This window comes from Pedobacter glucosidilyticus DSM 23534 (genome assembly GCF_000425145.1).
Taxonomy (GTDB): Bacteria; Bacteroidota; Bacteroidia; order Sphingobacteriales; family Sphingobacteriaceae; genus Pseudopedobacter; species Pseudopedobacter glucosidilyticus.
This window is the reverse complement of record NZ_AULF01000016.1, coordinates 28,630-53,929: the sequence shown is the minus strand read 5'-3', so window position 1 is coordinate 53,929 and position 25,300 is coordinate 28,630. Positions and strand designations below refer to the sequence as shown.

28 protein-coding genes and 1 pseudogene are annotated in these 25,300 nt (G+C 34.4%); 17 read left to right on the top strand and 12 right to left on the bottom strand.

Annotated features, from left to right (window positions below):
- Nucleotides 1-56: 56 nt before the first annotated feature.
- Nucleotides 57-1,394 carry a dihydroorotase gene (locus H510_RS0106860; RefSeq protein ID WP_026903648.1) on the top strand — a complete coding sequence of 446 codons (1,338 nt, stop codon included), beginning with the start codon at nucleotides 57-59 and terminating at the stop codon, nucleotides 1,392-1,394.
- Between the two features lie 127 nt (nucleotides 1,395-1,521).
- Nucleotides 1,522-3,360, top strand: coding sequence for a Fe-S protein assembly chaperone HscA (gene hscA, locus H510_RS0106855; RefSeq protein ID WP_026903647.1), 1,839 nt, complete (start codon nucleotides 1,522-1,524; stop codon nucleotides 3,358-3,360).
- A gap of 177 nt (nucleotides 3,361-3,537) precedes the next feature.
- Here hscA and H510_RS0106850 read toward each other — a convergent pair whose 3' ends face one another.
- From H510_RS0106850 to H510_RS0106835, 4 genes are all read right to left on the bottom strand, one after another.
- On the bottom strand, nucleotides 3,538-3,804 hold the full coding sequence (locus H510_RS0106850; protein ID WP_342662620.1) for a hypothetical protein: 267 nt from the start codon (nucleotides 3,802-3,804) through the stop codon (nucleotides 3,538-3,540).
- Nucleotides 3,805-3,896: 92 nt separating this feature from the next.
- The gene (locus H510_RS0106845; RefSeq protein WP_026903645.1) at nucleotides 3,897-4,361 is read right to left on the bottom strand and encodes a DUF4268 domain-containing protein; all 465 of its coding nucleotides are present in this window, start codon (nucleotides 4,359-4,361) and stop codon (nucleotides 3,897-3,899) included.
- A 17-nt stretch (nucleotides 4,362-4,378) separates the two neighbouring features.
- The gene (locus H510_RS0106840) at nucleotides 4,379-5,458 is read right to left on the bottom strand and encodes a lipase family protein (RefSeq protein ID WP_026903644.1); all 1,080 of its coding nucleotides are present in this window, start codon (nucleotides 5,456-5,458) and stop codon (nucleotides 4,379-4,381) included.
- Between the two features lie 49 nt (nucleotides 5,459-5,507).
- The gene (locus H510_RS0106835; protein WP_026903643.1) at nucleotides 5,508-6,455 is read right to left on the bottom strand and encodes a Smr/MutS family protein; all 948 of its coding nucleotides are present in this window, start codon (nucleotides 6,453-6,455) and stop codon (nucleotides 5,508-5,510) included.
- 91 nt (nucleotides 6,456-6,546) lie between these two features.
- Here H510_RS0106835 and H510_RS0106830 point away from each other — a divergent pair, with 91 nt between their 5' ends.
- From H510_RS0106830 to H510_RS0106805, 6 genes are all read left to right on the top strand, one after another.
- Entirely contained in the window at nucleotides 6,547-7,401 is an 855-nt protein-coding gene (locus tag H510_RS0106830) for an SDR family oxidoreductase (protein WP_026903642.1), read from the top strand.
- Nucleotide 7,402: 1 nt separating this feature from the next.
- On the top strand, nucleotides 7,403-8,014 hold the full coding sequence (locus H510_RS0106825; protein WP_155977876.1) for a hypothetical protein: 612 nt from the start codon (nucleotides 7,403-7,405) through the stop codon (nucleotides 8,012-8,014).
- 138 nt (nucleotides 8,015-8,152) lie between these two features.
- Entirely contained in the window at nucleotides 8,153-9,445 is a 1,293-nt protein-coding gene (locus H510_RS0106820) for a DEAD/DEAH box helicase (protein ID WP_026903640.1), read from the top strand.
- A 55-nt stretch (nucleotides 9,446-9,500) separates the two neighbouring features.
- Entirely contained in the window at nucleotides 9,501-9,695 is a 195-nt protein-coding gene (locus H510_RS0106815; protein WP_026903639.1) for a DUF4287 domain-containing protein, read from the top strand.
- 105 nt (nucleotides 9,696-9,800) lie between these two features.
- Nucleotides 9,801-11,519: a lysine--tRNA ligase gene (gene lysS, locus H510_RS0106810; protein ID WP_026903638.1), complete on the top strand. Its 1,719-nt coding sequence runs from the start codon at nucleotides 9,801-9,803 to the stop codon at nucleotides 11,517-11,519.
- 85 nt (nucleotides 11,520-11,604) lie between these two features.
- A complete protein-coding gene (locus H510_RS0106805) occupies nucleotides 11,605-11,811 on the top strand; it encodes a hypothetical protein (RefSeq protein ID WP_026903637.1) in 207 nt (68 codons plus the stop codon).
- 1 nt (nucleotide 11,812) lies between these two features.
- Here H510_RS0106805 and H510_RS0106800 read toward each other — a convergent pair whose 3' ends face one another.
- Nucleotides 11,813-12,025 (bottom strand): DUF3820 family protein, encoded by a 213-nt coding sequence (locus H510_RS0106800; RefSeq protein ID WP_026903636.1) that lies wholly within the window; start codon nucleotides 12,023-12,025, stop codon nucleotides 11,813-11,815.
- A 57-nt stretch (nucleotides 12,026-12,082) separates the two neighbouring features.
- On the opposite strand from H510_RS0106800, the gene H510_RS0106795 reads away from it, so the two are divergent.
- Together H510_RS0106795 and H510_RS0106790 are read left to right on the top strand one after the other, a co-directional pair.
- Nucleotides 12,083-12,775, top strand: coding sequence for a class I SAM-dependent methyltransferase (locus H510_RS0106795; RefSeq protein ID WP_026903635.1), 693 nt, complete (start codon nucleotides 12,083-12,085; stop codon nucleotides 12,773-12,775).
- A gap of 96 nt (nucleotides 12,776-12,871) precedes the next feature.
- A complete protein-coding gene (locus H510_RS0106790; protein WP_026903634.1) occupies nucleotides 12,872-13,342 on the top strand; it encodes a hypothetical protein in 471 nt (156 codons plus the stop codon).
- Between the two features lie 150 nt (nucleotides 13,343-13,492).
- On the opposite strand, the gene H510_RS0106785 is transcribed toward H510_RS0106790, so the two are convergent.
- The 4 genes and pseudogenes from H510_RS0106785 to H510_RS0106770 all read right to left on the bottom strand — a co-directional run bounded on the left by H510_RS0106785 (nucleotide 13,493) and on the right by H510_RS0106770 (nucleotide 17,618).
- Nucleotides 13,493-14,881 carry an MORN repeat-containing protein gene (locus tag H510_RS0106785; protein WP_026903633.1) on the bottom strand — a complete coding sequence of 463 codons (1,389 nt, stop codon included), beginning with the start codon at nucleotides 14,879-14,881 and terminating at the stop codon, nucleotides 13,493-13,495.
- An 835-nt stretch (nucleotides 14,882-15,716) separates the two neighbouring features.
- A pseudogene (locus H510_RS18405) lies at nucleotides 15,717-15,986 on the bottom strand (type II toxin-antitoxin system PemK/MazF family toxin); the annotation flags it as partial.
- Between the two features lie 54 nt (nucleotides 15,987-16,040).
- Nucleotides 16,041-16,271 carry a hypothetical protein gene (locus H510_RS0106775; protein ID WP_026903632.1) on the bottom strand — a complete coding sequence of 77 codons (231 nt, stop codon included), beginning with the start codon at nucleotides 16,269-16,271 and terminating at the stop codon, nucleotides 16,041-16,043.
- Between the two features lie 147 nt (nucleotides 16,272-16,418).
- Nucleotides 16,419-17,618, bottom strand: a complete 1,200-nt coding sequence (locus tag H510_RS0106770) for a BaiN/RdsA family NAD(P)/FAD-dependent oxidoreductase (RefSeq protein ID WP_026903631.1) — start codon at nucleotides 17,616-17,618, stop codon at nucleotides 16,419-16,421.
- Nucleotides 17,619-17,712: 94 nt separating this feature from the next.
- Between H510_RS0106770 and H510_RS0106765 the strand changes: the two genes are divergently transcribed.
- Genes H510_RS0106765 through purE form a run of 4 tightly spaced genes read left to right on the top strand, consistent with a single transcriptional unit; the run spans nucleotide 17,713 to nucleotide 20,461 of the window.
- Nucleotides 17,713-18,297: an NADH-quinone oxidoreductase subunit A gene (locus H510_RS0106765; protein WP_026903630.1), complete on the top strand. Its 585-nt coding sequence runs from the start codon at nucleotides 17,713-17,715 to the stop codon at nucleotides 18,295-18,297.
- Nucleotides 18,294-18,776 (top strand): NADH-quinone oxidoreductase subunit B, encoded by a 483-nt coding sequence (locus tag H510_RS0106760; protein ID WP_026903629.1) that lies wholly within the window; start codon nucleotides 18,294-18,296, stop codon nucleotides 18,774-18,776. The genes H510_RS0106765 and H510_RS0106760 overlap by 4 nt, the downstream gene beginning before the upstream one ends.
- Nucleotides 18,777-18,809: 33 nt before the next feature.
- The gene (locus H510_RS0106755; protein WP_026903628.1) at nucleotides 18,810-19,949 is read left to right on the top strand and encodes a 5-(carboxyamino)imidazole ribonucleotide synthase; all 1,140 of its coding nucleotides are present in this window, start codon (nucleotides 18,810-18,812) and stop codon (nucleotides 19,947-19,949) included.
- Nucleotides 19,949-20,461 (top strand): 5-(carboxyamino)imidazole ribonucleotide mutase, encoded by a 513-nt coding sequence (purE, locus tag H510_RS0106750; RefSeq protein WP_026903627.1) that lies wholly within the window; start codon nucleotides 19,949-19,951, stop codon nucleotides 20,459-20,461. The genes H510_RS0106755 and purE overlap by 1 nt, the downstream gene beginning before the upstream one ends.
- On the opposite strand, the gene H510_RS0106745 is transcribed toward purE, so the two are convergent.
- On the bottom strand, nucleotides 20,458-21,021 hold the full coding sequence (locus H510_RS0106745) for a YqgE/AlgH family protein (RefSeq protein ID WP_026903626.1): 564 nt from the start codon (nucleotides 21,019-21,021) through the stop codon (nucleotides 20,458-20,460). The genes purE and H510_RS0106745 overlap by 4 nt on opposite strands.
- Nucleotides 21,022-21,137: 116 nt before the next feature.
- Here H510_RS0106745 and pdxH point away from each other — a divergent pair, with 116 nt between their 5' ends.
- From pdxH to H510_RS0106730, 3 genes are all read left to right on the top strand, one after another.
- On the top strand, nucleotides 21,138-21,794 hold the full coding sequence (gene pdxH, locus H510_RS0106740) for a pyridoxamine 5'-phosphate oxidase (RefSeq protein WP_026903625.1): 657 nt from the start codon (nucleotides 21,138-21,140) through the stop codon (nucleotides 21,792-21,794).
- A complete protein-coding gene (locus H510_RS0106735) occupies nucleotides 21,791-22,291 on the top strand; it encodes an NADH-quinone oxidoreductase subunit C (protein ID WP_026903624.1) in 501 nt (166 codons plus the stop codon). Before pdxH ends, H510_RS0106735 begins: the two co-directional genes overlap by 4 nt.
- Nucleotides 22,292-22,355: 64 nt before the next feature.
- Nucleotides 22,356-23,480: an NADH-quinone oxidoreductase subunit D gene (locus tag H510_RS0106730; protein ID WP_245584801.1), complete on the top strand. Its 1,125-nt coding sequence runs from the start codon at nucleotides 22,356-22,358 to the stop codon at nucleotides 23,478-23,480.
- Between the two features lie 71 nt (nucleotides 23,481-23,551).
- Here H510_RS0106730 and H510_RS0106725 read toward each other — a convergent pair whose 3' ends face one another.
- Nucleotides 23,552-24,649: a S1C family serine protease gene (locus H510_RS0106725; RefSeq protein ID WP_026903622.1), complete on the bottom strand. Its 1,098-nt coding sequence runs from the start codon at nucleotides 24,647-24,649 to the stop codon at nucleotides 23,552-23,554.
- Entirely contained in the window at nucleotides 24,646-25,224 is a 579-nt protein-coding gene (locus H510_RS0106720) for an RNA polymerase sigma factor (RefSeq protein WP_026903621.1), read from the bottom strand. Before H510_RS0106720 ends, H510_RS0106725 begins: the two co-directional genes overlap by 4 nt.
- Nucleotides 25,225-25,300: the final 76 nt, after the last annotated feature.

Sequence of the window (25,300 nt, the reverse complement as noted above, 5' to 3'; positions counted from 1 at the left end):
ACAAATCTAGCTACGATTTTTAGAACACGATTTTAGATTTTATTTATATTCGCAACATGGCAAATTCAATCCTTATCAAAGCAGCAACGCTTGTAAACGAAGGCAAACAAACCGTTGCAGATGTTCTCATTAAAGATGGTAAAATAGCAAAAATTGGGAGTCAGCTGAGCGCTCCAGAAGCTAAAGAAATTAATGCCGAAGGTAAATATTTATTACCAGGCTGTATTGATGACCAAGTCCATTTTAGAGAACCTGGTTTAACCCATAAAGGAGAAATTTATACCGAAGCAAAAGCGGCTGTTGCTGGAGGTATTACTACTTACATGGAAATGCCAAACACTGTACCTAATGCTTTAACGCAAGAATTGTTAGCAGATAAATATCAAATTGCCCAGCAAAAATCATTAGCCAATTATTCTTTTTACATGGGTGCTGGCAATACCAATTTAGATGAAGTCTTAAAGACTGATCCTAAAAATGTATGCGGAATTAAAGTTTTCATGGGTTCTTCTACAGGAAACATGTTGGTAGACGATGAAAAAACTTTAGAAGGTATATTTAAAAACGCCCCTACGTTAGTAGCAACACATTGCGAGGACGAAGCTACCATAAGACATAACCTACAATTATTTAAAGAAAAATATGGTGATGCTATTACCCCAGAAATGCATCCCATTATTAGAAATGAAGAAGCTTGTTATTTGTCTTCTTCTTTTGCGGTTGATTTAGCTAAAAAACACCAAACCAGATTACATATTTTACATATTTCTACCGGGAAAGAAACCTTCTTGTTTGATAATAAAACGGCTTTAGCCGATAAAAAAATAACTTCAGAAGCTTGTATACACCATTTATGGTTTCATGATGGAGACTATAAAACCAAAGGAAATTGGATCAAGTGGAACCCTGCTGTTAAGACTATTGAAGATAGAGATGAAATTTTAAAAGCTTTGTTAGATGACAGAATAGATGTAATTGCAACCGACCACGCTCCGCATACCAAAGAGGAAAAACAACAAACTTATTTAAACGCTCCTTCTGGCGGTCCATTAGTACAGCATGCATTAAATGCGATGTTAGAAATGCACAAACAAGGCAAAATAAGCCTTGAAAAAATAGTTGAGAAAATGGCCCACAACGTAGCTATTTGTTTCCAATTGGCTGATAGAGGTTTTATCACAGAAGGCTACTGGGCAGATTTAGTTTTGGTAGATTTAAACGCTTCATACACCGTTAAAGAGGATAATATTTTAGCAAAATGTAAATGGTCTCCTTTTGAAGGTACAACTTTCCACTCAGAAATTACCCACACTTTTGTAAGCGGGCATTTAGCTTATGAACATGGTAAATTTGATGAATCTGTAAAAGGAAAGAGATTAACTTTTAGTAGGTAATAACTACAAGCATTTTTTCCTGTCTAAGCTTTTTTAGACAGGAAAATTCATTAACATCCCTTTGAATGACATTTTAATAACATACCCTAATTTAAAACTCATTACCTTTGCAGCCTGTTAATTAATTATGGCTAAAGTTTCAATTAACCTGGCAACAGGCTCTTTACAAAAAGAGGATATTATTGTAGGAATAGATTTAGGTACCACGAACTCTTTGGTGGCTTTTATCAATCCTGATGGAAATGCACAAGTTATTAATGATATGGGCAGGGGCGTTTTGGTTCCTTCTATTGTACACTTCCAAAATAACCAAACCATTGTAGGTAATGAAGCTAAAGAATACTTAATTAGCGACCCGCAAAACACCATATTTTCTGTTAAAAGACTTTTAGGCCGTTCTTATAAAGACATCCAAAAACACGAGGATTATTTCTCTTATAAAGTTATTGATGATGATAACGATGAATCTTTAGTTAAAATTAAAGTTGGCGAACAATTTTATACCCCTATAGAACTTTCGTCACTCATCTTAAAAGAACTGAAAGAAAGAGCAGAACACAGCCTGAAAACAAAAGTTACCAGAGCAGTTATTACCGTTCCGGCTTACTTTAACGATTCGCAAAGACAAGCGACTAGAGATGCCGGTAAACTAGCAGGCTTAGACGTTTTACGTATTGTGAACGAGCCAACAGCCGCTTCTTTAGCTTATGGTATCGGGTTAAATCCTGATGAATCTAAAACCATTGCCGTTTACGACCTTGGTGGAGGAACTTTTGACGTATCAATACTTAAAATACAAAATGGCATTTTTGAGGTTTTAGCAACTAATGGAGATACATTTTTAGGTGGCGATGATTTTGACCGAGCCATTATAGATTATTGGGTAACACAAAATAATCTTGCTGGAGATGCTATTCCTATGCAAGCCTTGCGATTAAAAGCAGAGGAAGCTAAAAAAGCTTTAAGTCATCAAAACTTATTTAACGAAAAAATTGGGGATATAGCTTGTGCTATAGATAAACATACTTTTGAAAACTTAATTGCTGATAAAGTTGATTTAACTATTAAAGCTTGCCAAAATGCTTTGCAAGATGCGGGCTTAAGTATTACCGATATTGATGAAGTAGTAATGGTTGGCGGTTCTACCAGAACAGCTTTGGTTAAACAAAAAGTTGCTGCTTTCTTTAATAAAACTGTTAACGATAGCATAAACCCCGATGAAGTTGTGGCCTTAGGTGCTGCCATACAAGCTGATGTTTTAGCTGGTAATAGAAAAGATATTTTATTATTGGATGTAACACCACTTTCCTTAGGAATAGAAACCATGGGCGGTTTAATGGATGTCATTATTCCGCGTAACTCTAAAGTACCTACCAAAGCTGGCAGACAATATACTACTTCTATAGATGGGCAGGTAAACATGAAAATATCAGTTTACCAAGGCGAAAGAGATTTGGTAAAAGAGAACAGAAAACTTGCAGAGTTTGATTTAAAAGGTATCCCTGCTATGCCCGCTGGTTTCCCTAAAGTAGATATTAACTTTTTGCTTAACGCAGATGGTATCCTAAAAATACAAGCTGTGGAATTAAGATCTGGTATAAAGCAAGAAATTGATGTAGTGCCAACGTACGGTTTAAAAGATGAAGAAGTAGAAAAAATGCTTTTAGATTCTGTAACCCATGCAAAAGATGATGTTGCCCAGCGTATGATAATAGAAGCCAGAACAGAAGGCGAACAAATGGTTTATACCGCAGAAAGATTTATTGCTAAAAACAGCGCTTACCTAAACGAAGCAGAAATTGCCGAAACCCAAAAACTTATTGAAGCTTTAAAAGAAAGTTTAGGTAAAGCAGATAAAGACGCCATCTTAAATAACATTGATATTTTAAATGAATATACCAGACCATTTGCAGAAAGACTAATGGACCAAGCCATTGCCCAAGCTATGAAAGGTAAAAACATATAAAACCCATAAAATAAAAAGAGCCGTTCATGAAACGGCTCTTTTTGTTTTGGCTCAATATAATACTTCTTAAACCCTTCGTTCTTCAGGAATTTCTATTTAATGTTTAAGATTATCTCCTAGATATCCGGCTTCTAGGGTCTATATACTCTGTACTTCATAATTTAAACCCTGTACTTTCTATTTTACACTATTAACTAATTCTTGCTCTTTTAAAGCGTCAATATTGTTTTTACTCTCGTAAGAAGATTTAATACTTTCAAAATCGCCTAATATTTCCTGAATACTATCAACCATATCGGCTGCACTTTGATGCATATCGGGCAATTTATCTTCAAGCTTTTTATTGTTAAGCTCCATATTATCAATCTCAATCTTTGCCATCTTATTTAAAACAGCTATTTGGCTATTTTTAAGATCTTCTAGCTCATGTGAGATCTTCTCCATCAATGCAAATTTTTTCAACTTATCCATAATGATCTTAATTTTAGTTCATCATGAATAAACCATAAATGATGCCAGAAACAAGACAAAAAAATTTATCTACTTAGCTCAACAAAATTATCTTTAACATCATACCAAAAATCATCAAGCGCTATGATACGTGGTTTAAAAAAAGAAATGATAGCCGGCCAATCTTGTTTATTAAAAACATTTACTTGATTGAGCTCTAAGCCAATGCGAGATATGGTTCTGCCATAATCATCTTGAGTATGTAATTGCCAATTCCATTCTTCTTTACAGGCTTGCTCTAAAAGTAACTTAAATTCTTGGAACTGTTCAAAAAATAGCTCTTGAAGACCTAAATCTGCATGAGTGATGGCTATATAAATTGATGCGGTTCTTTTATCAGCTTGCATCCTGAAATAAATATCCTTTACCCCGGTTTTATAATTAACCCAATTTACTTTAGTGCCAAAGATTGATTGATGAGGCGCTAGATACTTGCCAAAGCTAGTCCAAAATTCTTCCTTTATTCTTGAGGCTTCTTCTCTTGTATACATGAAGGCACAAAAATAGCTTATTTTAGATTTAAAGCCAGTTGATAATAGGCCCAATAGGTGTGATGAGAAAAAACTTTACCGTCTTTTAAAGGGCGTTCTTTTAAATATTTTTCATCTGGCGTTAAAATAATAGGCGTACCTACTCGGGTATAAGCATTAGAAGACTCGTATTGTGGTTCTTCCATCTCAGGGAAAGTTTTCTTTAGAATTTTAAAGACCTGAGTACCCATATATTGCTCAAATCTTTGCTGTGCTTTGCTAGTACTTTTATCAATCCTATTAAATAATCTTTTAGCATATAAGCGAACCAATAAAGGCTGTTTTTTTAACGCTTTATCTAGATTAACAAAAGGATTGGTTGGATTAAAATCTCTTAACGTTTGTATAGAAAATGGAGTTTCAGGCACCCAATCGGCCGAATTGATAACAGAAAAAGCCCAGCCACCATAGTTAATAGCTTCAAAATCATAAGCATAATATAAATTACCCGGTTTGGGTGGCGCACTGCAAAAAGTCTTGAATTGGAAAGCTTTATTAAGTTTACCCTGCTGTTGTAAATAATGTAAATGAGAACGCAATAAATAAGACAAAGCAGCACCTTGGCTATGCCCCATAATCAAAATTTGATGTTTCCCTACTTTATCTAAAGAATCTAGTTTTGGTAAAATATCTCTTTGTAAATAAGCCAAACCTAGCAACCAACCTACATGAACTTTCGCTTCTTCGCTTTTAGCTAATTGATAATTAAAAGTAAAGCTATTTTCTAATTTTATACTTCCTGTAGCGGGTACCATAGCGGCGTAGAAATTTTCCATCCAGCTAGGTAAATCAGCAGTTGTACCTCTTATACTAATCACCGCAGTTGTGGCATCTTCCCATAACTCCCATCTATTTAAAAGCCCCACTTCTTTAGAGCGATACGATTTTTTAAACCGTGTTGATGCTGGGGTTTTATCCCCCGGAATAATAGTATCTATATGTCCTCTGGAAACGCTTAACATTTCCAAATATTCATCAACCATGAAACCTGGTTTTAACTGCGCAAAAGAAGAAAATCCGAAAAAGATAAAAAAAACAAGCGTAAATATATTTTTCATCTTTAAATGTTTAACTCAAAATACGTATAACCCTATTATTTGGTTTATTTTATTTAAAAACAACTTGAGTAGCACCATAGCCAAACTTTTCCCTTTGAGCATCCATAAAGGTTTTTACTTGCGGATGCTTACTTACCGTTTTGTGAATAAAATCTCTTAAAACACCGTTGCCTACCCCATGGATAAAAATCATTTGAGGATATTTATGTGCTATTGCAGCATCTAAACTCTTTGTAAAGATGTCTTGTTGAATGGTTAAAATCTCGTTTTTATTTAAAAACTGATAATCTTCTCTCAACTTTTCTATATGCAAGTCAAGTTCTTTGGCTGGCCTTTCTAAGGCTATTTTTTCTGTGCTAGGTTTAAAAAAGCTTTCTTTTAATTTGTTAACATCTATTTTAAGCTCGTCTTCATCAATCCTTAACAACCAACCATTTTGCTTTATTTGTGGCACATTTACTTTAGCACCAGAAAAATCCTTAGCCTTAAATTTAAAACTCGTGTTTAAAGGCTCTAAAGATTTAACATCCTGCGTAGCATAAGTTAAAACTTGAATATGTAAAGTAGGCCAAATATCTAATTCTGGCAAAGCTGCCGAATAAATTTTTCTGTTTTGATGAGGCTCTATCAAACCCGCAAACTCGCCTTTTATTTTATTATTTTTATCTGCTTGCACAGCTGTTAAAAGCTGAAAAGAAGTTTCATTGATAATATAAAAATGTACAATAGACCCCTTGTTGGCATCAGGGATAACCGCTAAATGAATACCTCTTTTAACAAAATTATCCGCCACAGTTTGCTGGGGCGCAATGCTAGTTAAATCTTCAACATCCTGATACTGACGTCCATGAACACGGGTAATATGTGTAACTAAAACAGGAATCTCAAAATCATCTTCACCTGTTACACCTACCAACTGCTCATCAATAATTTTGGTGATATAACCTTCTCTATTTTCATCAACAAATCTTACAAATTCGCCCAGCTTAAAATTCATCTTTTCTAATTTTTGTACAATATAAGTTTAATATCTGCCTAAAGAACAGGTTTGGTACAAAAATAGCATGATTACCGAAAAACATCACGCTATGAAAAACGAACAAACATTACCAGCACAAGAGCAAAACCAGCAACCAGGTATTGAATCGGAAATGAATCCGAAACCAGAATTTGAAAGTGTTATACAAACCGGGAAACGTTTAAATGGAAAAGTTGCTATTATAACCGGTGGAGATAGCGGTATAGGAAGAGCTGTTGCCGTTGCCTACGCTAAAGAAGGTGCTCATGTAGTTATTTCCTTCTTAAATGAATTTGAAGATGCAGAACTCACCAAAAAAGAAGTTGAAGAATATGGTACAGCCTGTTTATTAATTGCAGGTGATATTTCTGAAGAAAAACACTGCCAATTGATTATTGATAAAACCATAGAGAAATTTGGTAAAATTGATATTTTGGTGAATAATGCTGCTGTACAATTCCCGCAAGAAAGTATCGAGGATATAAGCTCATCGCAACTAGAACAAACTTTCAGAACCAATATTTTTTCTCAGTTTTATATTGTAAAAGCTGCACTAGCCCATCTTAAAGAAGGTTCATCAATTATTAACACAGCATCTGTTACAGCTTACAAAGGCAATCCTCAATTATTAGATTATTCATCAACAAAAGGCGCTATTGTAGCTTTTACACGGTCTTTGTCTATGTCTTTAGTAGAAAAAGGTATCCGTGTAAACGGTGTAGCCCCTGGTCCTATTTGGACACCTTTAATCCCAGCAACTTTTGATGCAGAAAAGGTTTCTAAATTTGGTTCTAACGTTCCTATGAAACGCCCTGGGCAACCCAATGAAGTAGCTTATTGCTATGTTTTCTTAGCTTCTGATGAGTCTTCTTATATCTCCGGACAAATGATGCATCCTAATGGTGGCGAAGTAGTAAATGGATAATATGGAAAATCAAAACGAAATTATACCTAAACAACAAAAAGGTATAGCTACAGACATCAAAGAAAGCATTACTTTATCTGGTTTAGAAGAAGCTATTCAGTTTTATGAAGTAGCTGTAAACCGCTTAAAAGATGTAAATCACTGGCATTTAGTTACTCAACATCTAGAAACTAAATTTACTTTACGTGATAAAAACGGCATTGAAGTAAAGCGTCAAGTTACTTTAGGCGATTATTTTCAAATTAACATCCCTTTCCCTGGTTTAGACAGTGGAAAGGGGTATGATTGGGTACAGGTACAAGAACTAAAAGAAGAAAATAACCAGCAGCAAGATGAACAAATATTTTCTATGCTGGTAAAGCCTGCTAGCCCTCCTTTTGATACAGAAACCGCTCATTTTTTTGATGACAAGGCAAGTTCTACCTTTTCTGTACTACGTAAAGGCACTAAAATTACCGCTTTGGTGCATGGTAGAAATGAAACACCCAATACCTTTGTACATAGTTTAGCAGGAAAAATCAGAAACATATTGGTTGCTTTAGGCTCTTTTTTGGGTTTTTCTTATTTCCAATGGAAATCTTTAGTTAAAGGCTTATTAGCTGATAATGAGTAAGTAAGTATACCTCAAAAGTAACAACATCATCATCAAAAGCAACAATCCCAGAAATTATAAGCACCTTTGTAAAAATTTAAAAAGAAGGTTTGCCTATTTTGATATCAATAATGGGATTTTGCCTTAACCCCATTTATGATTTCATTTGATGAATTGGATTTAATAAATCCGATAAAAAAAGCCTTACAAACAGAAGGCTATACCAAACCCACTCCTATTCAGGCACAAGCAATTCCATTAGTTTTAGACGGAAATGATTTATTAGGTTGCGCACAAACAGGTACAGGTAAAACTGCTGCATTTGCCATACCAATTATCCAATTGTTGCATAACTCATCGCACCAACAAGCTAAAGGTACAAGAGCTATTAGAGCTTTAATTGTAACTCCAACCAGAGAATTGGCTATACAAATTGCAGATAGCTTTGCTGCTTATGGTAAAAATACGCCTTTAAAATACGCTGTTATTTTTGGCGGTGTTGGGCAAAAAGCACAAACAGATGCTTTAGCTAAAGGTGTAGATATCTTAATTGCTACCCCAGGTAGGTTGTTAGATTTGATGAATCAGCGCTACATTAGCCTAAAAAGTATTAGTTTATTTGTTTTAGACGAGGCAGACCGTATGCTAGATATGGGCTTTATTCATGATGTTAAAAAGCTGATAGCAGCTTTACCTGCAAAAAGACAATCTTTATTTTTCTCTGCTACCATGCCTCCTGTTATTCAGAAACTAGCATCAGAAATATTAAAAGACCCAGTAAAAGTTGAAGTAACACCAGAATCTTCTACGGCAGATACCATTAATCAATTTGTTTATATGGTAGATAGGGATAATAAGAATAAATTGTTAATCCATATCTTAGAAGATAAAAACATTAAAACCGCTTTGGTATTTACGAAAACCAAACATGGGGCAGATAAAGTGGTAAAAATGCTGCTTAACCACGGTGTTAAAGCTGCAGCCATACATGGTAATAAATCTCAAAATGCCAGACAAAGGGCTTTAGAAGAATTTAAGTCTCATAAAATAAGAGTTCTGGTAGCTACAGATATTGCTGCAAGAGGTATAGACGTGGATGATTTAGCTTATGTAGTAAATTATGAAATCCCTAACATCCCCGAAACTTATGTACACCGTATTGGTAGAACAGGTAGAGCTGGTGCTAACGGAACAGCCTTTTCTTTTTGTGATATAGATGAAAAAGAGTTTTTACAAGATATCCAAAAAATTATAGGGAAAACTATCCCTAAAGCAGAAGAAAACCCATTTCCGATGACTAAGTTTACTGCTACACCAAGTGCTAAAAAAACTGGTAAATCTGGAAGAAGTAATGCTTCTATCTCGCATAAGTCTGCACAAGGAAATGTTAAAAATCATGCTGCTCCAACTGCTAAAAAGAAGTTCTTTAGAAAAAGAAAAGAAACCAATTAGTTGAGTCTGCATTTTTTGGCAAAATTATAGCTGTAAGTTTTTATAAACACTGGCTATGAACCCAACAACAGAAACTTTGATGACCGCTATTGAAGAAAATACCGGTCATCCTTTAGAGTATTGGATAGAAACTATTAGAAAAAGTGGTAAACCAGATTGCGAGGAAATCATTAACTTCTTAATCACAAAACATCAGTTAAACCCTCTATTGGCCGAATTGATAGCTCAAAAAGCAAAAGGTAACTCATAATTTATCCCCTATTTCTTACTCATTAAAACAATAGGCTTTTCGGTGTTGTATTTAGACTATAAATAAACAAAGAAAAGCTTATTTTTGTCCGAAATTTTCAAATTAATGAGTATACTTTCAGAACAGGAAATACAAAGACGCCAGTCTTTACAAGAACTAAGAAATTTAGGTATCAATCCCTATCCTGCAGAGGCATTTGAGATTAATGCAAATGCTTTAGATATTACTTCAAATTACGAAAGAGATAAAACTTCTTATAAAAATATCAGCTTAGCTGGCAGAATCATGACCCGTAGAATTATGGGAAACGCTTCTTTTGTGGAATTACAAGATGCTACAGGCCGAATCCAAGCTTATATCAGAAGAGATGATGTTTGCCCCGGAGAAGATAAAACTTTATACAATACCGTATTTAAAAAGCTTTTAGATATTGGTGATTATATTGGTGTTAATGGTTTTGTTTTTACTACACAAACCGGAGAAATTTCTATACATGTAACAGAATTTAAGGTCTTAAGTAAATCTTTAAAACCATTGCCTATTGTAAAACGCGACGATGATGGTAATGTTTATGATGGCTTTACCGACCCAGAGATGCGTTACCGTATGCGTTATGTAGATTTAACGGTTAATCCGGAGTTTAAAGAAATATTTAAAACACGTTCTAAAGTCATCAGTACTATGCGTAATTATTTTGATTCGCAAGGTTGGATGGAAGTAGAAACACCTATTTTACAGGCCATACATGGTGGTGCAGCAGCAAGGCCATTTAACACTTACCACAATACCTTAGACATGCCTCTTTTCTTGCGTATTGCTAACGAGCTTTACCTAAAAAGACTTATTGTTGCAGGTTTTGATGGCGTTTACGAGTTTGGTAAAATGTTCAGAAACGAAGGTATGGACCGTACCCATAACCCAGAGTTTACATCCATGGAAATTTATGTAGCTTATAAAGACTACATCTGGATGATGGGCATGGTAGAAGAGTGTTTAGAAAAAGTTACTACAGCTATTCATGGCACAACAACTATCAAAGTTGGGAACGATGAAATTGATTTTGCTGGCCCTTACGAGAAATTATCCATGTATGATTCTATTAAGAAATATACAGGTATAGACGTTTCACAGATGAACGAGCAGCAATTGATAGATACTTGCAAAAGCTTAAATATTGAGGTTGATGCTAGTATGGGTAAAGGTAAATTGGTTGATGCTATTTTTGGCGAGAAAGTAGAACACAACTTAATTCAACCTACTTTTATTACCGATTACCCTATAGAAATGACACCTTTAGCTAAAAAACACCGTACTACAGAAGGTTTGGTAGAGCGTTTTGAGCTATTTGTACAGGGTAAAGAAATTGCTAATGCTTATTCTGAGTTAAATGATGCCATTGACCAAAAAGAGCGTTTTGAAGATCAATTAACTTTAGCCGCTCGTGGTGATGATGAAGCTATGGCTATGGATGATGACTTCATTAGAGCTTTAGAATATGGCATGCCTCCAACTGCAGGTTTAGGTATTGGTATAGACCGTTTGGTGATGTTGATGACCAACCAATCATCCATACAGGAAGTATTATTCTTCCCGCAAATGCGCCCAGAGAAAAAAGCCAAAGTAACTACTGATGAAGATTTTGTAGCAGCAGGCGTTCCTGAAGCATGGGTACAAGTTATTCGTAAAATGGGTATCAATACCATAGAAGATTTAAAAGCTGCAAACCCTAACAAAGTATTTAATGATTTAGGTGGAATGCGCAAAAAGTTAAAATTAGATTTAACCATGCCTCAAAAAGAGGAAGTTATGGAGTGGTTTAAATAAGCTAAAACTTAACAAAAGCTTAAAGGCTGATTAACGATAAGTTATTCGGCCTTTTTTATTTTAGGAAAAATTAAGATAAAATATTATGCAAAACTCAGTTTTAGAAATCACAGAACAGGAATACCTGATAAAACTCAATAAACAAGAGTTCGATTTATCTTTTATCCATGCGCTTTTGAAGAGGATACAATCAGAAAAAGCTTTTTTCTCTAAAATTTGGGATGATGATGACATCATCGCAAAAGGCAGATTTTTAGAAGACCGAGATATAGATCATCTAAGTGAAAAATAAATCATCTATTTCTTAAAGGCTTTAATAAATACTCTAAGCCATTAATTTTAATCTCGTAAATGGTTGCTAGCTGTTGCCCCAATTTACCAGCTGGCCAACCTTTGGTATACATCCACTCTAAGTAACTTACTGGTAAATCGCACAAAATACGGTCCTTATATTTACCAAAAGGCATACGCACTTTAACTAAATCTAACAGTATCTCGGGGTTCATAGCTCAAATTAAGTAATTTAATACCGAACATGAGGAATAGATTTTACCTTTGTGCTTATGAATGATGTTTATGGCGATTTTTTGAAAGATTACCTCGCTAAAGGAAAAACTTCTACCATTTGGCTGCACAACAATTACGCTGAGGCAGAAGAAATGCCTGCCGAAGTTTTCTTCCGTAAAGCCTATGAAATTACCGATTTGGAAGCTTTCGCCCTTAGGCAATGTAAAGGCAAAGTACTTGATATTGGCGCAGGTGCTGGCGCTATAACTCTTATTTTGCAAAAAAGAGGTTTTGATGTTACAGCTTTAGAAATATCACCCGGCGCAGCAGAGGTAATGCAAAAAAGAGGCGTTCAAAAAATCATCAATACCAATATTTTTGATTATCAGGATGAGCAATATGATACTTTATTGTTAATGATGAATGGTATTGGTTTTTGCCAATATCTGGATGAGATTGAACGCTTTTTACATCATGCTAAAAAACTATTAAAACCAGAGGGACAAATTTTATTCGATTCCTCGGATGTTTTGTATCTGTACGAAAATAAAAAGTATGAAGATGATGGTTATTATGGTGAGATAGATTATCAATACGAGTATAAAGGCAAAAAAGGAGATTGGTTCACTTGGATTTACGTTGCCCGAGATATCATGGAAGAAATTGCTACCAAATGCGGCTACCAAATGGAAGTTTTATTTGATGATGGTAGCGACCAGTATTTAGCAAGGTTGAGTTTAAAATCGTGATAATTTGTATTTTTAAAGAACAAAAAAGCAAGTCTAAATGTTAAAGACTTTATATTAAACATTTAGTTTAGAAGAAAAATACTCAAAACATAAAAAATGGCAAAGGCATCAATTTCTGTAATTCAAGCGCTGCTTAAAACGGTTGAAAACCTAGAAAAAGGCGCTGCATACCAGTGGGGACACATGGGGAGCTGCAACTGTGGTAATTTGGCTCAAGTAATTACCAATAGAGATAAAGCTGAAATTCATAAATCTGCAATGCGTAGCAGACATGGCGATTGGAATGAACAACTGATAGACTATTGCCCTACTAGCGGCTTACCCATAGATCATATTATTGATGAAATGGTTGCCTTCGGTTTCACCAGAGCAGATTTAGCCCATTTAGAAAAATTATCAGACCCAAAAATCTTACGTCAGTTACCAGCAGATAGAAAATATTTGAAGCATAACCAAAAAGTAGATGTCATTTTATATCTAAAAACTTGGATAAAAGTTTTAGAAAACGAACTTATTGATACGATCAGCTTAGAGGATGTAAAGGAGAAAGAATTGGTTAAGGTTTAAAAACTAACATCATAAAGTTTATTGATAAGTCATTTATAGCAAACATGAAACTTAAATTTATGCATGGGACGTTCGTGTTCCGTTGAATTTTAATGAATATTTAAAGTCTCTACCTTATTTGAGGTGAAAATTTCTGGTAATTTAGAATATTTACAATCCACAGCTTTTATCTAAGGCATCAAAAACACCTTTCTTCCAACAACCATTATTTAAAATTTCACCAGATTTATCATACATAATTCCCTTTCCGTTTGGTAATCCATAACCCACTTCACCTACGTATTTTTTCCCTGAAGATTTATAATACAGCGTACCTTTAAACTCTCCAAAAAGACTATGTTCTCCTTCAAAAAAATCTCCATTAGGGTAAAAAGTTATGCCATTTAACGGTACAGGAACTCCTCCTACAACTAACGAGACAAGTTTTCCTTCAAACCTATTTCCATTTTTATAAGAAATAGTGCCTTTACCTATACACTTCCCATTTTGGAATTCACTTTTATAAACATCAAGAGATGTAGTAATGGTACCAAATCCATTTTCCAATCCATTTTTGAATTGGCCTACATAAATCATACTATTTCTATATTTCATTTTACCATTGCCATGCATGGTATTATTGTCAAAATCGCCCTCATAAACTTCACCATTTTTAAAGGTATAAATTCCTTTTCCTTGTTTAACATTCATGACAAAATCGCCCTCGTAATAATCTCCGTTCTGATACCAAAGTTTTCCTTTCCCGTTCGGCTTTCCATCTAAATAATCTCCTTCATAAATTAATTTACCAGAAGAATCTATCATTTTTCCATTTCCATTTGGTGAATTATTTTGAAAAACCCCTTCTAATATCCTACCATCATTATAAACCATTTTTCCCTTTCCGTTAGCTTTACCATTTTGTAATTCACCTTCATATATACCAACATTAAGAACAAGCTTTCCAACCGATTTACTTGCAACTACATTTGGAGAAGTTTTATTTTGATTGTTTAATGGCACTGATGCAACTTTAGAATGGCTTCCTATAAATTTATTCTTATCAAATAGACCTTCCTCAACTTTTCCATTAGCATACGTAAATTTACCATATCCCGTCCGATAACTATTTTGCCACTCCCCTTCATATTTATTTCCGCTAATAAAGAAATAAGTTCCCTTTCCCATTTTTTGACCATTTACCCACTCACCTTCATATTTATCCCCTATTTGGTAAAAATAAGTTCCTTTTCCGTGGAATTTTCCATACGCCCATTCTCCTACGTATTTATCCCCCTTTGGTGCATTGATATGTCCATAGTCAAAAGTTCCTTGCCCATGAAAATAATTATCTTTCCAGTATCCTTTATAAGAGCCCCCAGGTTTACCCAAATATCTCACAATTCCTTCACCATATCCATTTGCCTTACCATTTTTTACTGCTCCAAAATACGCTATGGTTTGATTAGAGTTTGAAGGACATATAAAACTAAGTTTCTCTTGAGCATAAGAGCAAAAGCAGAAAAATGTTAACAGGAATAATAAAAATAACTTTTTCATATTGGTTAAGTGAATATTGATTCATAAATATAATGTTTTTGGGCTTGGTGAAAGTGAAGATTTATCCCAAATATGATACTTGATAACCCAATATGTAACTAACCCTAAATGTATTTTAGGAATTTATTCTAGTTTTTAAATAAAACAATAGCTTTAAAATTTATCCTTACTTATTTTTTTACTGTCAGTTGTGAATGCGATTTTATTCGTCCGAAACATGTATCTATAACACAAATTCAAAAAGCAGATTTAACTTTAGAAATAAAGATGTTGATTTCTTTATAATAAAAGCAGAATAGCAATTAAAATATCACTTTAACATTAAAAAAAGGATAGTTCCTATCATAATAATTTTTAAACCTTAAAGTGTTTATTAACTGATTTTAAAGAAGAATTTATTGTATGTATGGAGTAAATACAAATTTAAGGTATAGTATCCATTACGCTTGACCCTTTAACGGCAGTTTATCTAAAACCTATTTAACTTTTAGAAGTTTTCCATCAATGAAAGATAGTTGTTGTACGATTGGTGCAGTACAGAATGTTTTGAAAATTAATTTGTCTACCAGCAAAAATTGTCGAAGATTTGAATTCAGCCTTTCTTCCACTTCAATTTCTAAAAATTGGTGGTCTTCTACAACATTTAAAAACTCTAAAAGATAAGGATCTTACAAGATGTCGTTTGCCTTTTTAACTTCTTGTCTTTGTTCCGATATACCTTTCTTCTTCAGTACCCCAACAAATTCTTCGCTATTTGTTCGCACCTTGTTCGTAACACCTTCGCAAAACACCCCATTTTTGCGAACAAGTAGCGAAGATGGTACGATGATGCTAGCTAAATATCAAGCACAATTCTTAGGTTAGCTTTTAGCTTTTCTTTTTGGTTTTGAGTTAATTCCCCTAGTCTGTTTATGAGCCTTTTGTTGTCAATCGCCCGGATTTGGTCTACCAAGATATCACTTAATTCATCCAATTGATTTTCCTTTAGATGAACCCTCAATATTTGTATATCTTGCTGTACATAGGTAGTGATAGGACAAATAATGGCAGATGGATGAATATCATTCAATAAATTAGTTTGAATAACCACTACTGGTCTTATTTTGCCGGCTTTGTGCCACTACTCGGATTAAGGTCTGCTAGCCAAATATCGTATTGCTTAATTTTCATCTAACAAGCGTTCAAATTCATGAAGAACATCCATAGATTCTTTACTTGTTAATGCAGATTCTTTAGCAAGTTGCTTCTTCAATAACCTCTTTTTTTGAACAAGATTATAAATTCTAACTGCCTCGTTGATATAACGATTTCTAGCTATACGTAGCTCATGAGTAATCTCCTCAGCCTCATTGAAGATTTCATCATCCAATTTTAATGATAGCACTTTCATACTACAAAAGCATATATTTTTAGTATATACTAGAGCTTATTTAGTTAATAATTTTGATAATTTAACTTATTAGGTATTTGACAATTACAGAAACTAACAAACTAACACCTAATAAACTAATAACCTAACCAACTAACACCTAACCAACTAAACACTATTCGCAATAACAAAACCACTAGCCCAAGCCCATTGGAAATTATATCCGCCTAACCATCCGGTAACATCCACACACTCTCCACCAAAATATAAACCGGGTACTTTTTTAGCTTCTAGTGTTTTAGATGATAATTCGTTTGTGTCTACGCCTCCACGCATTACCTCAGCTTTATCGTAACCTTTATCTCCTGCTGGTTTTACTTTAAAATGATGGATAAACTCGTTAATAACAGCAAAATCATCTTTTGTTAAAGAGGCTAGATTCTTATGAGTAGGTAAAATATCGCCTAAAGCATCAACAAATTTGCGAGTATAAAATAAAGTTAAATAATTAGCCAACAACTTTTTACCATTAGCATTTCGCTCCTGCTCTATCAGTTCTTGTATATTTTGATGTGGCAATAAATCAATAACAATACTTTGGCCCGGTCGCCAGTAAGAAGAAATTTGCAAAATAGCTGGGCCACTTAAACCCCAATGTGTAAACAAAATATTCTCCTCAAAGCTTATCTCATCATTACTCACAACAGCAGGCATACTATTGCCAGATAAATGGGCAAACCAATCTGCATCTTTACCTGTAATGGTTAAAGGAACCAAAGCTGGCGCTGTTTGCACTACCTGTAGTCCAAATTGTTTAGCAATTTTCAAAGAAAAATCTGTAGCACCCATTTTAGCAATAGGCAAACCACCGCTAGCCATCACCACTTTGGGACTGTACAAAGTTTCTGTTTTTCCGTTTCTTTCAAAAGTAATTTTAAAAAGCTTGTTTAGCTTTTCAACGGCTAAAACATTACTATTTAAGTAAACATCTTGTCCAAAATCATGACAAATTTGTTTAAAAACCTCAACAATATCTTTCGCTTTATTACTGGTAGGAAAAAGTTGTCCTAAGGTTTTTTCTTGCCCTATGATGCCATAAGTTTCAAAAAAACTAATGGTATCATCCACCGTCCATTGTGATAAAGCCGATTTACAGAAGTGCTCATTCTCTGAAATAAAATTCTGCGCCGATGTATAATAATTGGTATAATTACACCTACCGCCACCAGAAATCAATATTTTGGCACCTACTTGAGCATTTTTTTCTAATATTAATGTTTTCTTACCTAAATATCCTGCTTGTGCTGCACACATGAGACCACAAGCCCCACCTCCAATAATAATGGCATCGTATTTAGTTTCTAACATGCAGCAAAAATGAGATTTTTATGAAGCATCACCAAAGAATATCCGGCTTAAGTTTGCAGCATTTGGCTTAATAATCTTATTTTTGTAACAAATCATGGAAGAATACTCCCAAATTTCGGCATTCGGTAAAGTTCTCATTTTCCTTATTATGGGAATTGTATTTGTGATGCTGGCTTTTATCACCAATAAAATTATTGCTCCAAATAAGCCAAATCCAGAAAAAAATAGCTCTTACGAATGTGGCGAGGAAGTTATCGGTAGTTCATGGATTCAATTTAACAGCCGCTTTTACGTTATAGCGCTCATTTTCTTGTTGTTTGATGTAGAAATGGTATTTATTTTCCCTTGGGCAACCGTTTTTAGCGATGCTAATCTAATTGCACAAGACCAACGTTGGGGATGGCTAAGTTTCACTGAAATGTTGATTTTCATAAGTATCTTATTATTAGGCTTGGTTTATGTTTGGAGAAAAAAAGATTTAGATTGGATAAAACCTGTTTTAAAACTACCAACCGTTGATACCAAAATTCCATTGAGCGCCTATCAAGCTATTAATGAGGAAAAATATCAGCCCGGCTTAAAAAATAAACAGCTAGAAAACAGCCCGATTGTACAGGAAAACAACATCGAAACAGAAAATATAAAACCAAAATTTGTCCCAAGATTTAAAAAATCATGAGCTTAGAACAGCAATTAGAAAATGGTGGTGTTGTAGTTACCAAATTAGATGATTTGCTAAACTGGGCAAGATTATCATCTTTATGGCCATTAAGTTTTGGTATTGCCTGTTGCGCCATAGAAATGATGGGCTCTATGGCTTCTAATTATGATTTAGATAGGTTTGGAGTTTTCCCTAGACCTAGTCCACGCCAGGCAGACGTGATTATTATTGCTGGTACGGTAACATTTAAAATGGCCGAAAGAATAAAACGACTTTACGAGCAAATGCCAGAACCTAAATATGTAATTTCTATGGGTTCTTGCTCTAATTGTGGAGGCCCTTACTGGGAACATGGCTACCATGTAGTAAAAGGTGTTGATAGAATTATTCCGGTGGATATTTATGTGCAAGGCTGCCCACCAAGGCCAGAAGCTTTAATAGGTGGTATTTTAGAATTACAAAAGAAAATCAGCACTCAATCTTTAAGTACAATTTAAGTTTTGTTTAACACAGAGCTTTTGAATATATAAATGAAATCAAATATTACACAAACCCGTTTGGGTATTTTAGGTGGTGGTCAATTAGGCCGAATGCTCATTCAGGAAGCTATTAATTTTAATCTTTCTATCAGCATTCTTGATCCTGATGCAAATGCACCTTGTAAAAACATCTGCGACTATTTTGAAGTTGGATCTATTAGCGACTATGAAACCGTATATAACTTCGGAAAAAACCTTGATTTACTCACCATAGAGATAGAAAAAGTAAATATCGAGGCTTTAGAAGATTTAGAAAAAGAAGGTGTAACAGTTTTCCCTCAACCTAGAATCATCAGGTTGATACAAGATAAAGGCCTTCAAAAACAATTCTTTAAAGAAAATGATATCCCAACATCAGAGTTTCAGCTTATTGCTAACAAAGAGCAGTTACTAACTGATAAAATACCTTTTCCTTATATCCAAAAACTAAGAAAAGATGGTTATGATGGTAAAGGCGTAGTTAAAATTGTTGATGAATCTGATTTAAACAAAGCTTTTGAGCAGCCTTCCATAGTTGAGAAATGGATTGATTTTGAAAAGGAAATAGCCGTTATTATTGCCAGAAATGAAAATGGCCAAACAGAAACTTTTCCTTTGGTAGAAATGGATTTTAATAAAGAAGCTAATTTAGTTGAGTTTCTGATCAGTCCATCAACCTACAATTTTGAAATACAACAAAAAGCAGATAAAATCGCTAGAGATATTGCAGATTGCCTAAACATTGTAGGTTTGTTAGCAGTAGAAATGTTTGTTACTAAAAATGGCGAAATTTTAGTTAACGAGTTAGCTCCTCGTCCGCATAATAGCGGTCATCATACCATAGAAGGAAACGTTACCTCGCAATTTCAGCAGCATTTAAGAGCCATTTTAAATTTACCTTTGGGTAGTACTGCAAGTATCGCAAATGCTGTGATGATTAATCTTTTAGGTGAAGCTGGCTATGAAGGCCCGGCAGAATATGAAGGTTTAAAAGAGGTACTACAAAAAGAAGGTGTTTATGTGCATTTATATGGTAAAGTTTTCACTAAACCTTTCCGTAAAATGGGTCATGTTACCATTGTAGATCAAGATAGAAACGCTGCTATAGAAAAAGCACAATTTGTTAAAGAAAAATTAAAAGTTAAATCATAATGTATAAGCCAAAAGTTGGTATCATCATGGGTAGCCGGTCTGATCTTCCTATCATGGAAGAGGCCGCAAATGTTTTAAAAGAATTAGGTGTAGCTTACGAGTTAACCGTGGTATCGGCACACCGTACCCCAGAAAGAATGTTTGAATATGCTAGTAAAGCAGCAGAGAGAGGCTTAAAAGTTATCATTGCTGGTGCTGGTGGTGCAGCTCATTTACCAGGCATGGTGGCTTCTATCACTACACTTCCGGTTATTGGTGTACCGGTAAAATCAAGCAATTCTATTGATGGCTGGGATTCTGTTTTATCTATCTTACAAATGCCAAATGGTATTCCTGTAGCTACAGTAGCGCTTAATGCTGCTAAAAATGCTGGGATATTAGCTGCACAAATTTTAGCTACCGCTGATGATCATTTAGCACAACAGGTATCTAAATTTAAAAACGATTTAAAAGCAAAAATTGAAGAATCGGCAGAGAGCTTAAAATCAGAAGGATACCCTTCTGCCTTTTAATTCCATTCCGGATTTTCAGGAAAATTAGCTACATGGGCATATTTAACGCCTAGATTTAAAATAGCTTCTTTCCAGATATTTTTATCAGAATATTCAAAAACCATAGCTGGGTGGTATTGATCAGATACTATCCAGCTATTTTCATTTATCTCAGTCACCAATTGCCCTTTATCCCAACCAGAATAACCCATAAAGAACTTAATCTCAGCCTCTGTAATATTATAACTATTAATCTGGAGCTTTAGCGTTTCAAAATCACCACCCCAAAATAAATCCTTTCCTATAGGTATCCCTCCTGGGATTTTATCCGGAGAACAATGTATAAAATTTAAGGTATCAGTAGCTACAGGCCCACCAATATGAACCAAAAAATTAGCATCCCAGCAATCTGCAACAATATCCTTCAGCAGTAAATTACTTTTATGATTTAGTACGTAGCCAACATCACCTTCATCACCTCGCTCGGTTAATAAAACAACCGAACGCTTGAAATTTTCATCAAGCATAAAAGGCTCTGATATTAATAAATCTCCAACTTTAGGTAAAACTTTACTCAGCATATGTATATAAACGAAGATGTATCGATTTAGATTTTAAAAATCGTAATAAATACTGATTCATGTCATTTATTTTAAATTATTTTTATCCCAATTTGCAATTCGTAAGTTTGTATAAAATGAGTGAGCAAAAATTAAATTTAAAAGATTTAAGACAAGATTATCGCTCTTCCTTTCTTCTGGAGGAAGATATCGAAAAAACACCTTTAAAACAGTTTGAAAAATGGTTTAAAGATGCACTAAAAGCAGAAATTTTAGAGCCTAATGCCATGACCTTGGCTACTGCATCTAAAGAAGGTATACCATCAGCAAGAATTGTTCTTTTGAAAGATTATGATGAGGATGGCTTCACTTTTTTTACCAATTATAGCAGCAATAAAGGGCAGCAATTAGCAGAAAACCCTTTCGCAGCACTGGTATTTTTTTGGGGAGATTTAGAAAGACAAATCCGCATTGAAGGTGTGATAGAAAAGATAAGCATCCACGAATCAACATCTTACTATCACTCTAGACCAAAAGGAAGCCAGCTCGGCGCTTGGGCATCTCCACAAAGTAGCGTAATCCCTAATAGAGCGTTTTTAGAATTGAACTTAAAAAAACTAGAAGAACAGTATAAAAACGACGAAATTATTCCAAAGCCAGACTTTTGGGGAGGTTACCGACTAATCCCTAATTTGATAGAATTTTGGCAAGGAAGATCTAACCGTTTACACGACAGGATTATCTATAAAAGACAAAAAGACGAATCTTGGACTATAGAAAGGCTTGCTCCATGACATTTACTGAAATAAAAGAACTCTTAATACAAAAATTTGGTCCTGATAGTATTGAAGCAGAGGAAACACAAGGCTTACAACCTGCTTTAGTTATCAAAAAAGACCATATTGTTGAGGTTTGTTTAATGCTGAGAGATAACGAAAACACCTGGTTTGATTTCTTGTCTAACCTAAGCGGTGTTGATTATGGTGTAGAAGCTCAGAAATTTGGCGTAGTTTATCACCTATCATCTATCCTTAAAAAGCATCAACTGGTTTTAAAAGTCTATCAACAAAATGATAGAGACGAGCAAAATTTACCTGTATTTAAATCTGTTACAAGCGTTTGGAAAACAGCAGATTGGCATGAAAGAGAAGCTTTTGATCTTTTAGGGATTTATTTTGAAGGTCATCCAGATTTAAGAAGAATTTTATTACCAGATGATTGGGAAGGCTATCCTTTAAGGAAAGATTATAAAACAGCAGAGCAATATCATAACATTAAAATAGACTTGTAAGTTGAAATATACAGAAGCATTAGAAAGGTATCAGCATAAAATTAATAGCGTTTCTTCAGAAGAAATGGTACTTAATTTAGGACCACAGCATCCTAGTACGCATGGTGTTTTACGTCTAGAATTAATTACTGATGGAGAAATCGTAAAAGAAGTAATCCCGCATTTAGGCTATCTACACAGATGTTTTGAAAAACATGCTGAGGCGCTTAATTACAGCCAGATTATTCCTTTTACAGATAGGATGGATTATATGGCATCTATGAACAATAACCATGCTTTTGTTATGGGTGTGGAAAAGATGCTGGGTATTGAAGATAAGATCCCGAAAAGAGTTGAATACATCAGGGTGCTAGTTTGCGAGCTTAACCGCATTGCATCGCACCTGATTGCTATAGGTACTTATGGTATTGATATTGGTGCTTTCACTCCATTTTTATGGTGTTTTAGAGACCGTGAGCATATCATGAATATGTTAGAGTGGACTTCTGGTGCCAGAATGCTATATAATTATATTTGGGTTGGCGGTTTGTTTTACGATGTTCCTGTAGGCTTTGAAGAACGTTGTGTAGAATTTGTAAAATACTTCAAACCTAAGATGAAGGAGCTGAATGAGCTGCTTACAGAAAATCAAATCTTTATTTCCAGAACCGCAAACGTAGGTGTTTTACCTTTGGATGTGGCCATAAATTATGGATGTTCTGGTCCTATGCTACGTGGATCTGGCTTAAAATACGATTTAAGACGTGAGGATGAGTACTCGGTTTACCCAGAATTAGATTTTGAAATTCCTTACGCTAAAGGTGAAATTGGAACTGTAGGTGATTGCTGGAATCGCTATAAAGTAAGGATAGATGAAATTGCAGAGTCTTTAAAAATTATTGAGCAATGTGCCATAAAATTACAGCATGAACATAAACGTACACCAGATTTTGACCCTAGAGCTTTAGTACCTAAAAAAGTAGTACCAAAGCAACAAGATTTTTATTGCAGAGCAGAAAATCCTAAGGGAGAAATTGGTTTCTATTTTATAGCCGATGGCAAATCTGACAAACCTTTCAGAGTAAAATCAAGAGGTCCAAGTTTTAATAACCTATCAGTTATATCAGAAATTTCTAAAGGTGTTTTAATAGCAGATTTAGTTGCTATTATTGGTTCTATAGATATTGTGCTTGGAGAAGTTGATAGGTAGCTTGAGGAATTTGATAATAAAAAAAGCTTCGACAAAATTCGAAGCTTTTTTTATTTGTGATTAGGTTAATCTTAATTATATACCTTAACCATAAAAATATAATCTTGCATCTTTTTAATTTGCTGTGTTCTATTAAATGATGCTAAGCTATTTTTAGAGTTTATTTTAAGCTTTTTCTTCAAAGAATCCTGAGGGATATTTTCTATCGCTTTCAACAAATAATCTGATTTTATGGCGAATGCAGCACCATCAACCTGAGTTTGTTTACCACTAATAACACCAATTACGTTTCCTCTATTATCCATTAAAGGACCTCCAGAGTTACCCGGATTAACCGGTATAGAAACTTGATAAGCAATAGAATCTCCACCAAAACCAGTTTGCGCACTTAAATAACCTTTTCCATAAACTACCTCATCTCTAGGATATCCAATAGTATAAACATCTTCACCTAAATCTGAAGATGACTTTTTAAAGGTATAAGGCAAAGGTGATAATGACTCAAACAGCGGATCTACAATTTGTAAAATGGCAATATCATAAGAAGGGTCTATATAAATAGTTTGCACTTTAAAAGACTCACCTTTATTGTTTTGGATATAAACAGAATCTGCCCCCTGTACAACATGATAGTTGGTAACCAAATAACCATTTGATGATAGTGCGAAACCTGTACCACCAAACTGGCTAGGTGCTATTTCTTTATTAGGAGATTTAGAGTTGATATTTCTAATCAGAGCATTTTGAGATTTTTTGATAGACTCCATATCTCTCTTTAATGCATTATAGGTAGAGGAGTTACCAGATTTTCTAAACTGTCCGGTAGATATAAGAGTTATCAAAGTAGCTAAAATAGCTACCGATGCAGCCACAGCAAAGTTTCTTTGATATTTCCTGAAGTATAACACAAATGCTGATTCCTTTTCCTGCAATTCTTCTTTTAAAGAAACAATATCCAGCTCGTTATGGAAACTATCCATGGATGATTTTAGTTCCTGAACCTCGCCATAACCTTTTAATGATTTTAAGAAATCCAAATGGGCGATTACTTTGCTATCCAAATCTGGCTGCTCTGCTCTCTCCTGCTCAAATTGCATCATCTCCTCATCAGACATTTCCTGATACAGGTAGGCTTCAATTCTTTTAATCAATGCTAACTCACTGTTCATTTTTCATTTTTTTGATTAAAAAATAATTTTTTCAATCGTTGTAAACACTTATACTTTTGCGTTTTAGCATTATCTGCATTGGTATAACCAAATTTTTCGCAGATTTCTTGCATAGAACGGTTATGTATATAAAAATCTTCAATAATAGTTTTACACGGCTCTCCTAAATCTTTAAGCGCAGTATGCATCATCGCAAATTGTCTATCCTTTTCTTGATGATGTTCTATCTCCTGCTCTACCGGAATATAATCCTCATAATCTTTAATATCGCCGCTAAATCTACTTTTCTGACTTAACTTCTTTAACCATAATCTTCTGCAAACAGAGTATATAAAAGTTTTTAGTTTACTACTTAATTCAAAATCTCCACTTTTAATTTTACCATGCAACACAATAATTGCCTCCTGATAAATATCTTTAGCATCGTCCTCATCACCATTGTTATTGATAACAAGTTGTAGTATCATGGGAAAATATGCCAGATACAAATGCTTTAAAATGGAAGATGAATTATTCAGAATACCTAAAATAATTTCACTATCTGTTGGCTTCGAATGATTTATCTTTTTATTCAATGTTAATACGATTTAAACGAAATTGTAACCCAAAGTTGGTAAAAAAAAACTTTTAGCCAATTAAAATATAAAGAAC

Coding starts and splice junctions, on each gene's coding strand:
- H510_RS0106860 (WP_026903648.1), top strand. CDS start 57: ATGGCAAATTCAATCCTTATCAAAGCAGCAACGCTTGTAAACGAAGGC.
- hscA (WP_026903647.1), top strand. CDS start 1,522: ATGGCTAAAGTTTCAATTAACCTGGCAACAGGCTCTTTACAAAAAGAG.
- H510_RS0106850 (WP_342662620.1), bottom strand. CDS start 3,804: ATGGAGAAGATCTCACATGAGCTAGAAGATCTTAAAAATAGCCAAATA.
- H510_RS0106845 (WP_026903645.1), bottom strand. CDS start 4,361: ATGTATACAAGAGAAGAAGCCTCAAGAATAAAGGAAGAATTTTGGACT.
- H510_RS0106840 (WP_026903644.1), bottom strand. CDS start 5,458: ATGAAAAATATATTTACGCTTGTTTTTTTTATCTTTTTCGGATTTTCT.
- H510_RS0106835 (WP_026903643.1), bottom strand. CDS start 6,455: ATGAATTTTAAGCTGGGCGAATTTGTAAGATTTGTTGATGAAAATAGA.
- H510_RS0106830 (WP_026903642.1), top strand. CDS start 6,547: ATGAAAAACGAACAAACATTACCAGCACAAGAGCAAAACCAGCAACCA.
- H510_RS0106825 (WP_155977876.1), top strand. CDS start 7,403: ATGGAAAATCAAAACGAAATTATACCTAAACAACAAAAAGGTATAGCT.
- H510_RS0106815 (WP_026903639.1), top strand. CDS start 9,501: ATGAACCCAACAACAGAAACTTTGATGACCGCTATTGAAGAAAATACC.
- lysS (WP_026903638.1), top strand. CDS start 9,801: ATGAGTATACTTTCAGAACAGGAAATACAAAGACGCCAGTCTTTACAA.
- H510_RS0106805 (WP_026903637.1), top strand. CDS start 11,605: ATGCAAAACTCAGTTTTAGAAATCACAGAACAGGAATACCTGATAAAA.
- H510_RS0106800 (WP_026903636.1), bottom strand. CDS start 12,025: ATGAACCCCGAGATACTGTTAGATTTAGTTAAAGTGCGTATGCCTTTT.
- H510_RS0106795 (WP_026903635.1), top strand. CDS start 12,083: ATGAATGATGTTTATGGCGATTTTTTGAAAGATTACCTCGCTAAAGGA.
- H510_RS0106790 (WP_026903634.1), top strand. CDS start 12,872: ATGGCAAAGGCATCAATTTCTGTAATTCAAGCGCTGCTTAAAACGGTT.
- H510_RS0106785 (WP_026903633.1), bottom strand. CDS start 14,881: ATGAAAAAGTTATTTTTATTATTCCTGTTAACATTTTTCTGCTTTTGC.
- H510_RS0106775 (WP_026903632.1), bottom strand. CDS start 16,271: ATGAAAGTGCTATCATTAAAATTGGATGATGAAATCTTCAATGAGGCT.
- H510_RS0106770 (WP_026903631.1), bottom strand. CDS start 17,618: ATGTTAGAAACTAAATACGATGCCATTATTATTGGAGGTGGGGCTTGT.
- H510_RS0106765 (WP_026903630.1), top strand. CDS start 17,713: ATGGAAGAATACTCCCAAATTTCGGCATTCGGTAAAGTTCTCATTTTC.
- H510_RS0106760 (WP_026903629.1), top strand. CDS start 18,294: ATGAGCTTAGAACAGCAATTAGAAAATGGTGGTGTTGTAGTTACCAAA.
- H510_RS0106755 (WP_026903628.1), top strand. CDS start 18,810: ATGAAATCAAATATTACACAAACCCGTTTGGGTATTTTAGGTGGTGGT.
- purE (WP_026903627.1), top strand. CDS start 19,949: ATGTATAAGCCAAAAGTTGGTATCATCATGGGTAGCCGGTCTGATCTT.
- H510_RS0106745 (WP_026903626.1), bottom strand. CDS start 21,021: ATGCTGAGTAAAGTTTTACCTAAAGTTGGAGATTTATTAATATCAGAG.
- pdxH (WP_026903625.1), top strand. CDS start 21,138: ATGAGTGAGCAAAAATTAAATTTAAAAGATTTAAGACAAGATTATCGC.
- H510_RS0106735 (WP_026903624.1), top strand. CDS start 21,791: ATGACATTTACTGAAATAAAAGAACTCTTAATACAAAAATTTGGTCCT.
- H510_RS0106730 (WP_245584801.1), top strand. CDS start 22,356: ATGGTACTTAATTTAGGACCACAGCATCCTAGTACGCATGGTGTTTTA.
- H510_RS0106725 (WP_026903622.1), bottom strand. CDS start 24,649: ATGAACAGTGAGTTAGCATTGATTAAAAGAATTGAAGCCTACCTGTAT.